This is a genomic window from Oceanospirillum sp. (genome assembly GCF_982874595.1).
In genome coordinates this window covers 123440-134231 of record NZ_CEYNZH010000007.1, presented here as the reverse complement: position 1 = coordinate 134231, position 10792 = coordinate 123440, and the positions used below count along the sequence as shown (strand labels likewise).

At 49.9% G+C, this 10792-nt stretch carries 8 protein-coding genes; 1 reads left to right on the top strand and 7 read right to left on the bottom strand.

All coding sequences use genetic code 11. The annotated features are described in order from the left end of the window. Positions 1-116: 116 nt before the first annotated feature. The 3 genes from AC4GL5_RS05335 to AC4GL5_RS05325 form a co-directional block, all read right to left on the bottom strand. A complete protein-coding gene (locus tag AC4GL5_RS05335; RefSeq protein ID WP_490381754.1) occupies positions 117-917 on the bottom strand; it encodes a DODA-type extradiol aromatic ring-opening family dioxygenase in 801 nt (266 codons plus the stop codon). Between the two features lie 47 nt (positions 918-964). After that, on the bottom strand, positions 965-1912 hold the full coding sequence (locus AC4GL5_RS05330) for a glutathione S-transferase family protein (protein ID WP_490381753.1): 948 nt from the start codon (positions 1910-1912) through the stop codon (positions 965-967). A 165-nt stretch (positions 1913-2077) separates the two neighbouring features. Continuing rightward, positions 2078-2524 (bottom strand): DoxX family protein, encoded by a 447-nt coding sequence (locus tag AC4GL5_RS05325; RefSeq protein WP_490381752.1) that lies wholly within the window; start codon positions 2522-2524, stop codon positions 2078-2080. Between the two features lie 221 nt (positions 2525-2745). Here AC4GL5_RS05325 and AC4GL5_RS05320 point away from each other — a divergent pair, with 221 nt between their 5' ends. Continuing rightward, positions 2746-3660, top strand: coding sequence for a LysR family transcriptional regulator (locus AC4GL5_RS05320; RefSeq protein WP_490381751.1), 915 nt, complete (start codon positions 2746-2748; stop codon positions 3658-3660). Between the two features lie 119 nt (positions 3661-3779). On the opposite strand, the gene AC4GL5_RS05315 is transcribed toward AC4GL5_RS05320, so the two are convergent. The 4 genes from AC4GL5_RS05315 to AC4GL5_RS05300 form a co-directional block, all read right to left on the bottom strand. Then, positions 3780-8150, bottom strand: coding sequence for an ankyrin repeat domain-containing protein (locus AC4GL5_RS05315; RefSeq protein ID WP_490381750.1), 4371 nt, complete (start codon positions 8148-8150; stop codon positions 3780-3782). 88 nt (positions 8151-8238) lie between these two features. Continuing rightward, a complete protein-coding gene (locus AC4GL5_RS05310) occupies positions 8239-8667 on the bottom strand; it encodes a DUF6985 domain-containing protein (RefSeq protein ID WP_490381749.1) in 429 nt (142 codons plus the stop codon). Positions 8668-8951: 284 nt separating this feature from the next. Then, entirely contained in the window at positions 8952-9524 is a 573-nt protein-coding gene (locus AC4GL5_RS05305) for an SMI1/KNR4 family protein (protein WP_490381748.1), read from the bottom strand. Positions 9525-9746: 222 nt separating this feature from the next. Continuing rightward, a complete protein-coding gene (locus AC4GL5_RS05300; protein ID WP_490381747.1) occupies positions 9747-10634 on the bottom strand; it encodes a DUF4382 domain-containing protein in 888 nt (295 codons plus the stop codon). Positions 10635-10792 lie beyond the last annotated feature (158 nt).

Here is a 10792-nt window from a genome sequence, read left to right as displayed (position 1 = left end):
AACATCAAACAAACACGCCGGTGTGACCTGTATTCAGGGTCACACCAGCGTTTTTTCTCGCTTTGATTGAGCCCTGGTTTTAACCGGGTCTCAGTTTGTTTGCGCTTGAGGCCATGCTAATCCACTTGCCAGTGGAACATTCCGGAATCTTTACCAACAATTCTAGCCGGATACTCACCACTGGTGCCCTTTCCCGCTAAGCCGTAGCAAACATGAATGGGCAGCAGGTGCTCTTCCCTTGGGTGACAGAAACGTGCACCTGGTGCCTGCTCCCAGTTTACCAGTCGCTGGCGACGTTCCGCTTCACCCAGTTCACCGGCACAGGTTTCCAGCAGCCAGTGCTCAAAGCCCTGATTCAGATCTGTAATCTCCTGAGTAGGCGCAGCAAAAAAAGCGCGCATATTATGGAAAGAGAAACCGGAACCTACCACTAACAGGTTATCCCACTCGAGTCCCTGTAACGCCTCGCCCATCGCCAGATGCAGCTCAGGATCAAGAGAGGATGACAATGACAACTGAACCACGGGTATATCGGCATCCGGATACATCATCTTCAGCGGGACGAACATTCCATGGTCAAAACCACGCTTATCGTCCAGACGGGATTCAATACCCGCTTGTCCTAATGCTTGATGAATACGGCTGGCCAGTTCAGGTTCGCCTGGGGCCGGGTATTTGATCTCGTAGGATTCCTGTGGAAAACCGTAGTAGTCGTAAATCAGCTCAGGATTTTTGCCTGACGTGATTGCCGGAACCGATTCTTCCCAGTGGGCACTAACCACCAGAATTGCCGATGGCTTTGGCAGAACTTCGCGCAGCTCATCCAGACGATCAACCATCTCCTGATGGCCCGGATCGCCTAATAGCGGCATAGGGCCACCACCATGAGAAATAAAAATAATATTGGATGCGTTCATCACACCCTCCTTAAAATTCGAAAATCGCTTCTATACGAAAAAATAACTTAAAGAGTACCTGGGCCTTTTGGCACGATACCTGTTGGGTTCAATGCTTTGATGGAATAGTAGCCCGTCTTTATATGATCAAGGTTGACTGTATTGGCAATACCATCCAGCTTCAGAATCCGCAGCATGTAAGCATGCAGGAACGGCATCTCTTTCAGGGTGTTACGGTTACACTTAAACAGCCCGTGATATGCGACATCAAAACGCACCAGCGTGACAAAAGTGCGTACATCTGTTTCGGTAATGACATCGCCAAACAGATAATCACGACCATCGCTCAGGCGATCTTCCAGCTCATCCAGACAAGTGAAGACCTTCAGATAAGCTTCGTCATAAGCTTCCTGTGAAGACGCAAAACCCGCCTGATAAACACCGTTGTTCAGGTTGTCATAGATATGGGCGTTTAGCTGATCGATTTCTGATCTCAGGTCTTCCGGACACAGATCAGGGCCCGTAGCACCCAGTTCATTAAATGCTGTGTTCAGCATGCGCAGGATATCGGCAGATTCATTACTGACCATACAATCCTGCTGCTTATCCCACAGTACAGGTACTGTCGCACGGCCAGTGAATACCGGATCAGCTTTAGTGTAGATCTGGTGCATATATTCAGCGTTGTTCAGGGTGTCGATATCAGCACCTTCGAAGCCGCCAAAGCGCCAGCCATAATCGGTCATCTGAGGATTAACCACGGATACCGAAATCATCTTATCCAAACCTTTCAGCTGCAGCGCCATCAGAGTACGTGAAGCCCAGGGACAGATGTAAGCCACATACAGATGATATCGGCCTGCCTCTGCCTTAAAGCCTGCATCACCGGTTGGCCCTGCACTGCCGTCCGGAGTGATCCAGTGACGGAACGATGAAGTCTGGCGGATAAAACGACCTTGCTCATCTTTAGACTGTACCGGTTGCCAGTTTTCCTGCCAAACGCCATTTACTAACATCTCTGCTTCCTCTTAATTCTGCTTGGCACTGCTCTGCTTATTTATTTGCTCAGCTATTCTATTTGCTCTGTGATGTTTCTCTTGGCCTGTCACAAGCTGGGCGCGGCTGCCGGAGTAGATCCGTAAACCACGCACCAGCTCTGTTGTCAGTCCGGGGGAATCCGATTACTTCAGTTTGTCAGCAATCAGATTATCCAGTGCGAAGCGACCACCACCCTGAATGGCCAGCGCCAGACCGATCACCATGAGTACCAGCCCGTACTCATAACCATTGTTCGCCATAAACAGACCGTTACCGATATGAACACTGAAGATAGCGATCAGCATAGTGAAGGCTGTCAGCAGACCAGCAGGGCGAGTCAGCAGACCCAGAGCCAGTGCCAGGCCACCAAAGAACTCTGCACTACCGGCCATCAGCGCCATCAGGTAGCCTGGCTCAAGACCAATGCTTGCCATCCACTGACCAGTACCTTCCAGACCGTAACCGCCAAACCAGGCAAAAAGTTTCTGTGCACCGTGTGCCGCCAGCACCAGACCAACAGGAACGCGCAGTACCAGAGCAGCCAGACCCGCATCAGATTTCAGCAGTTTTTTGATGATTGAATTGTTCATAGTTGTATCTCCAAAATTAAATTCTTTGCGATTGAGTATTCAGTGTGAACCCTTGGCAGCCTAAGCTTCTTTTGTTTCACAAAGCCTGCTGTTGCTCACTTGATGGACACAGTTTACTTTTGCTCTTATTAAAGATTAACTGGGGCAATGTTGTATTATTATCAACAAATCATTGATAATAATCGTAATCTATCTCTGGGAATAAAGAGACAAACAGGATCATGGACAGAATTGATGCCATGCGCGCTTTTGAGCTGGTCGCAAGCGAAGGCTCTTTTACTAGGGCAGCTGACCGGCTGGATATATCACCCCAGCTGGTGAGCAAGTACGTAGGCCAGCTGGAGCAACGTCTCAACGCCCGACTGTTAAACCGAACAACCCGAAAAGTCAGCCTGACCGAAGCTGGCAGCCGCTACTTTCAGTGGGTTCAGCAGGTGCTGCATGATATTGACGAGATGGAAAGCCAGATCGGAGATATGCAGGAAGAGGCTCAGGGACAGTTGCGTATCAGTGCACCGGTTTCTTTTGCCATTCAGCACATGGGGACTCTGGTGACAGAGTTTCAGCAAGCCCATCCCGCAGTAACCATCGACCTGCAGCTGAATGATCGTAAGGTGGATATCGTAGAGGAAGGTTTTGATATCGCTTTAAGGATCGGCCACCTGAAAAGCTCTTCACTGATCGCCAAACAGATCGCACCTATCCGGCTGGCGATGTGTGCTTCTCCGGATTATCTGGAGCGATATGGCACACCTGAAAAACCGGAGGATCTGACGCAGCATCGCTATTTGCACTACAGCTATATGGAAAATGACAGTAACTTTGCCATTAACCAATGGCTGAAAGTGCCGGGACGGGATTGCAGTTGCGACCTGATCAGCAATAACGGCGATCTGCTGGTGAAAGCCACTATCGAGGGTGCGGGCATTTCCATTCAACCCACGTTTATTTCCGGTCAGGCGATCGCTGAAGGCAAACTCAAACGCCTGTTTCCGGAGCTGGAGCCAAAGCCGATGGGGCTGTACGCGGTGTATGCCCACCGAAAACTGTTGGCCAGTAAGGTGCGCTGTTTTCTGGACTTTATTGATGGCTACTTTGGTACGCCACCCTACTGGGATGCGTTTGATTCTGAATAAACACACAGTCTGAGGAATAAGCACACAGCCTGAAGAATAAGCACGCAGCCTGAATAAAAAAGCGGCATTCAGAACAGATCTGAATGCCGCTTGGTATTGCGTTTAAGGTAAAAAAGCGATTACGCGCTTTCCGCCATAATCCGCTTGCGGGCGGCCATAACGGTTTGCACGAAATCCTCATCACTGCGGAAGAGTTTATCCATCACCTTGCCAAAGGATTGGGAAAATACCTTCTGAGCTTCTGAGCCGTTTTCAATCACCACGGTAAAGTGTTCAGTACCGAAAACATCAAAGTCGATAAAGTCCGGCAGAGTTTCAAGCTCACCTTCCAGCTCGTGTTCAACCACAGCTCTGACAACTGTACTCCAGCCGCTGGCATCCATCTCTATAGGCAGAAGATCCGCCAGATGTGCCGCCAGACGCTGCATAGTCCCAGTGTTCAACTTGAAGGAGACGTTGTAGAGACCAAAACGGGAACTGGTGCTGAACAGCTCTTTGGCGGGTAAACGCACCACTGCTTCGTCGGCTTCGGTCGCGTTATCCGGTTCGGGTTCCGGCAGCAGAGATGCGTCAAACACCTGCCACTCGATCTGATCCGTCACTTCCTGCAAAGCATTCATGATCGTGCGGCGGGTAGAGAAAAGAGCGGTCAGCACCTCACCTAAAGCATTAACCTGCTGAGCAGGTGAACCTGTGGGTACAATTTCCAGCGTGCAGGCGGTCATATCGCTTACCGGCTGCAGAATCTCCAGCAGTTCAGGGGCACGGTCAGCCACCACTGCCATAATAAACTGCTGCCAGTTAGTGCCATGGCGCATATCCGCTTCCGGAACCGCCTGCTGCATATAAAACGCCAGCGCCTGAGTCTGTTCATAATCGAGCTGAACACTCAAAGCCATGCCCTTGCGTGCCATCTTCTGCTTCAGAATCTTACGCATTTTCAGGCGCTTCTCTTCGTCAGCCAGAAGCTCCGCCTTATCTGCAAACAAGCAAGTAGGCGCAGAACCAGAATCGCCGGAGCTGTCCATTGCCCTGGTGTTTACATCCTCACTGGAACTTGCGCTCTGAACCGGCTTGCCCAAAGCAGCCAACCGGAAGTTTTCAATGCACTCAGCAACCGCCTGTGGTTTTACCGGCACCTGTTTCTTAGCCAGATCATCTCTCGCACTCTGTACCGTGCCATCCCCTAATACAGCATCAATAATGTCCAGCAGTGCAGCGGCTTTGTCTTCATGCATCAACAGATAGCCGATGACATTCATGCCCTCGGCATCGATCTGGGCTTCCTGCACAAAACCTATGGTGCCACCGGTTTCGTGTTTCAGATCCGGATCGATCAGATAAGGATCAGCCCCCAGCTCCAGCAGGCGTTTGAACATGCCGGCCCGCCCCGCAAAAGCCGCTTCCAGCAAGGGATGATAACGACGGGGGCCCATCAGGTTAACATCAGCCCCCTGCTTAACCAGATACTCAACAACGGCAATTTTAGAGCCTTCAACCGTGTGGTGAACGTCATAACATTCATCACCGTTAATGGCCGCGTGAATCGGTGTCATGCCCTCTTCAGACAGAGCATTAACATCAGCCCCACGGCTCACCAGTAACTCAATCACCGCCTGAACACCCATCTGACAAGCGGTCATCAGAGGCGTTGCACCACCGGCACCCGGATCAGGGTCCGGCACCTCGATGCTGACACCAAGATCCAGCAGAGCCTCTACCGTTGCAGTACGGTCGCGGGAAGCCACAAAGCTGTAGTTGGAGATACATTTGTGGATCGCGTTAGAATTATCGAAACCACCCACATGGTGAATATCAACGCCCTTTTCTGCCAGCCAACGTAGGATGGAAGCCCTTCCCGGCATAGCTGCGGCAATGGCAAGGTTATTACCCAGACGGTTAACCTCCTGCAGATTAAAGCCGGTTTTCTGCCACAAATACTGGACAAACTTAAGACTGGTGGCCTCATCAATCTGGCGGGGATAGCGCTGAATGATGCTGGTCACAGCGGATTCATTGAATGACCCCACAGGTTTAGCCGGATCTGCGCCATAGCCAATCAACAGATCAAACAGAGGCTTAGCCTGATCAAAGTTGCTTTTGTTGTGGTAGAGCACCATAGCAAAGAGATGAGTGATATCCGGATGCGTTGGCTCTGGTTCTGCATCAACTGAATACGGATGATCCAATGAAGCATCAGCCTCCAGTAACATCTCAACAGCATTCAGCCAGATCAGGCGTGAACGCTCATCCGTGCCACATTGCGCATAACGGAAACAGCATTGGAACAGCAGTGTCCAAAGGGTAGATTCTTCGGCGTCGGTATACTGTCGCTCCAGATCAGGATCACGGGCGATCAGCTTACGGATCAGCGCTTCATCCAGATCCTCGCCATTGTTTTCCTCCTCCATCGGCAGGAGACTTTTCTCCACCAGAGGAATCAGCGTGCTGTGGGCGCGCATCTTCGGAAAACGATCCACCAGATAATGTGCCAGCGCCCAGCGTTTCTTGTGGAGCGCCAAAGTAATTGGCGTGCCCGCCTCACGGTATTTCTCCGACGGATGTACGTGCAGGTTTTCGATCTCATAATCCGGATAGAGGGCGACCAGATCACCGATCAGCTCATGATCCTGAAGATAGTGAATCGCACTCAGAATCACATCCGGAGAGATCTGTGCTTTTGGTGTCAGCGCCAGCAGGCGTTTCAGCGCCGGCGCATTACGGTACTGAATGGCCAGTTCAATCAGGCTTTCTTCGTTGCCCTCTGAATCGGTATAGTAGGCACTCAGATCCAGCCCCAGTTCCAGCAAGAGATCAAAAATCGCGGCTTTGTCCTGGGACTTTTCCGGTGTTCTGTGCTGGAAACCAACAAAATAATGCCATGCCGTTTTGGCTGTGATCTGAACTTGCGTCATATCGGCCAGAAGACGGTTCAGCAGCGACAGGTCAGCACAATACTCGAAAAGCTGATCCAGATTGTTGGCTGAAGGCGCAGGGGCAAATCCACGACTCAGCATCAGTTCAACCAAAGGGATATCCCGATAGCGAAGAGCCAGATCCAACGCTGATTCACCCCGCTTGTTGCTCAGTTCCGGCGAGAGGCCCGATTGCAGCAAGAGATCAAACATCGCCGTTTTTTGGGCCTCATTGGGTTTTACGGACTGATGGCTGGCGTGGAACATGGTGACCCAAAGGCGATCATCCATGCGGCAATTTTCATTAACCTTTTTGCCGGGCAAAACAAGGTTTGGGCTAATACCGCCATCCAGCAGTGCCCGGATAAAAGCCATTCGTGACGTTGACAGAGCAAGAAACAGCGCACTGAAACACTCTTCTTCACCAGGGCTGCCACTCTCAAACTGATCATGGGCACCAGCCTGCAACAGAAAGCTAATCGCACGGGAATAACGGTCATCATCCTGACTGCAAACCGCATAAAGCGGTGTACAAGTGATGCTCTTGCCAAACCCCTGATTCAGGTTAAACAGCTGATTAACGTCAGCCCCTTTGCTGATAGCCTCTTGAGCCAGAGCACAGGCATCCTTCAGATTCGGGTTCAACAGAATCGGGCCGATAACCGCTTTACCACTCAGATCTGAGTGTTGTTTCAGGTATTGGCGCACCTCTTTTTCAGAAAGCTCGGTCAGATCCAGCGTATCATCGACGACAAGGTTGTCTTTCAGCTGTTCTTTTTTCAGCAACAAGCGACCGACATCGCTTTGATGTCGGCTGATATCAGCGCCCAATTCGACTAAGCGCGTCACCAGATGTTGCTGACTCCGGCTGACGGCCATCTCCAGCAGGGTGCCCCTCAGATAACGGCGCTCCAGGGCCAACTCAAAGCCGTTATCCGCCATATAATTGAGGACCGATAGCTTGGTCAGCTCGTGCAGATCGGAACTGAACAGACGGAACAGCAGCGCATCGGCATGTTCTCTGTCTTCGGTACCTTCGTAACGCTCAATTCCGGATTCCAGAATAGCGATAATGCCATCCGCCGGAATATTGTTCTTGCGTTCCAGGATATGCCAGAACACTCCGGGGGATTCCATCAGTTTAAGGTCGTGCTCACGCACCAGTTTGAGCACGGCTATCACCTGCTCTTCTTCACCGGAATAGAGTGCATTACCCAGCAGATTAAACTCACCCCAGAGAATATTCAGATCAACACCCAGCTCATGACTGAGCAGAATCATATCGGCAGAGTTCATCGCCCGGATCAGCAAGATGCTGGGCTTACCGCTATCATCGGTCAGGCACTGAGTATCGGCACCTAACTTGATAAAGTGACGGATCATATTGATCAGTTCGGGGTTACGCTCACGGAGCGCAAATTCCAGAGGGGTGTAGTTAAAACCATCACTCTCGACGATCTCTTCATTGATGTTTTTGCGGGTGATGGTTTTACTGATACGCACCAGATCATTGCCACGAATCTGATCCGCCAATGAGCCAGCCAAAAGGTCCCTGGCCTTATTTAAAAGTTCCATGAAATGTCCTCAGTCACATCCTGTATGATCAACCTGCCGAATGGGCAGGCACTAAAACCGAACGGTCTACAATACAAAAAATTAAAAATCAGATTCTGTTTAGCTCAGCGTCTCGCTCAGCTAAGTCTGCCCGATACATACGATCCAGATCCAGCACTTCAGGGAAGTTGAGACAGGCATAGGACTGCTGCTCACCATCACACCAGATCACTTCATCCTTGTAGATGACAATCCCCAGCCCATGTTCTTCATCCCATGCGCATTCAAAGCAGAAGCCGATGGCGTTGTTTTCCGGTGGCAACAAGATAATCGAGGTCAGGCGAATCAGGGAGAAGACATCGCCTTTCAGCATGATCTCCTCAGTCAACTCGCCAAAATCTGAGGGGTAGACAGGATCGTCTTCGTCAAATACATCGAGGAATTCCGAGCGTTGCAGCAGCTCAGAATAGTGCGTTTTCAGGTAATCACTCACCAGCTGATCATAGAAAGCGTCCTTGGTGATAAACTCATCAAGCATCGCTTGATCAGCGCCTTCCGGTTACCCCCTAGCAAACAGCACTTCCCAAAATTTACCGTTAAAGCATCCATTAAATAATCCTTACCAAAACTATTCAGCTGGCTCCATTTTAAGCAAAAGCTCTAAAAAGACACTAACCTTTTGAAGCGCATCGCTATTTTTGCCGACAAATTCACAAAGCAGAGGGCAAAACGCTGCTACGACGGCTATTAGGCCTCTCAGATACAAAAAAACGCTGCTGTGGCAGCGCTTCTGAACGGTTGATGATGTCAGACCGGCAGCGGTCAGATATCATCTTTATGCAGGATGGCACCGTATTCATCGGAATAAACAAACTCACCCCGCTGCAGATCATCGGTGTAGCTTTTCAGCCATTCAGACAGACTGCCCGCCAGACGGTCACGCTCTGACATGTCATGCCATAGCGTAATAACCTGCCCCTGAACACCGCCCTCTGCCGGACAGGTATCAATGCAGAAGTGATCACCGGAGCCGTTGTAGGTGAAAGGAACCCAACCCGTGTTCCACCAGTCGTTACGAATCCCTTTTTCCGCACGGGAATGGCTTCCGGCAAACGCTTTATCATCCAACAGTTTTTTCCAGATGCTCCATTCTTCGGCGATACGCTCCGCAGAGATAAACTCCTGACCATCAAACAGATAACCGCCTTCCGCATCCTGACCGTTATGGATCGCCAGCAACTCACGAAGCTCCTCTGGCAGATCAAAACCCAGCACCTGCTCAAGGGCGCTCAGCTGCTCAGCGGTTGCGGGCGGATTCAGGTCTTCCAGACCTTCGGGATAGTTGGCTTTCAGCCACTCAGTCAAAGACCGCATACTCTGCTGGATACTGCTCACAAAAACTCCTTAGGGCATCCTGCATGGCAGGGCCGGATAACCATCAGAATTGAATTAGGTGATTCTACCCTTTGAGCATAAAAAAGCCTTAAGGATTTAAAGCTAACCTTGGATTTAAGTAATAAGTGCAACCCATAAGAAAAAACCGGATACCCCTTAAGGGATATCCGGTCATTACTGCAACGTTTAAGAATACTTGCGACCCAGCCATCGAGCCGGTTCTTAAAAATTATGCGTCGTTTTCTCATCGGCTGTCACAGTGACATTGGTTGTACCGAAGTAGCTCAGAGTTTCATCGGTTTCAGGCTCGTCACCTGAATTACCACAGGTGTAGGTAATGGTGTAATCGCCTGCCTCAAGGAAACCAACCTCATAGCTGTAGCCAGTATCGGAGAACTTAACGAATGCCGTTGTCAGAGGGTCAGTGTCAGCACCCTGCAGATCAACCGGGCTTACATCAGCACCTGAGTAGACATAAACAGCACCATGGTTGGTTGCGGTATCAGCAACATACTCACCGCCACATTCTGCGGAGATGGACGTTGAATTCACAGTTCCGGAGATACTGCCAACCTGAGTATTATCAACAATTCGCAAGGTTGGGCGCAGCTTATATTCGCCTACCGCTACGGTAATCGACTTGCGCAGATCAAAGTCGATGGTAAAGCTGGTGCTCCCACCCTCGGTTACCGTAAAGCCTTTATTCAGCTTAAGACCTGTGTTGGAACCACTTGGGATATACAGCTCCTTTTGAGAACCATCAGACAATTCAATATAGGAGTCACTGTCACCTTTTTCAGCATCAACACCCAAACGAATCCACTGGTATTTGCCCGTATCAAGACTAACGCCATCTAACAAATTCGTTGAGTTAGTGCCCGTCAGAGAAAGCAGATCAATCTCTTTTTCTTCATCAAACTCGAACTCAATAGCATCACCTTCTGACGGTTTTACGGTGACGCTTTCAAAACTGATAACAACCTTGTTTGCGGTATCAACAGGAGCATCAGTGATACCCAGAGTGAAACTTCCTTTTTGGCCTTCATCAGAATCTCCACACCCAACCAGAAATACTGGCAGTAATGCAGCGGCTAAAAATGGATATTTCATTTCAATTCCCCAGCTGTGATTTGTATTTAATTATGGGAATTTAATCTGACAATTAAAACAGCTAAAAGTGTCAGCCTGTTCTGTATTAACAAAAAGACAACGGGCTAACCGCATGTTGTTAATAGAGTTTTACAACGCATTTCTTTTCGTGACACTCG

Coding starts and splice junctions, on each gene's coding strand:
- AC4GL5_RS05335 (WP_490381754.1), bottom strand. CDS start 917: ATGAACGCATCCAATATTATTTTTATTTCTCATGGTGGTGGCCCTATG.
- AC4GL5_RS05330 (WP_490381753.1), bottom strand. CDS start 1,912: ATGTTAGTAAATGGCGTTTGGCAGGAAAACTGGCAACCGGTACAGTCT.
- AC4GL5_RS05325 (WP_490381752.1), bottom strand. CDS start 2,524: ATGAACAATTCAATCATCAAAAAACTGCTGAAATCTGATGCGGGTCTG.
- AC4GL5_RS05320 (WP_490381751.1), top strand. CDS start 2,746: ATGGACAGAATTGATGCCATGCGCGCTTTTGAGCTGGTCGCAAGCGAA.
- AC4GL5_RS05315 (WP_490381750.1), bottom strand. CDS start 8,150: ATGGAACTTTTAAATAAGGCCAGGGACCTTTTGGCTGGCTCATTGGCG.
- AC4GL5_RS05310 (WP_490381749.1), bottom strand. CDS start 8,667: ATGCTTGATGAGTTTATCACCAAGGACGCTTTCTATGATCAGCTGGTG.
- AC4GL5_RS05300 (WP_490381747.1), bottom strand. CDS start 10,634: ATGAAATATCCATTTTTAGCCGCTGCATTACTGCCAGTATTTCTGGTT.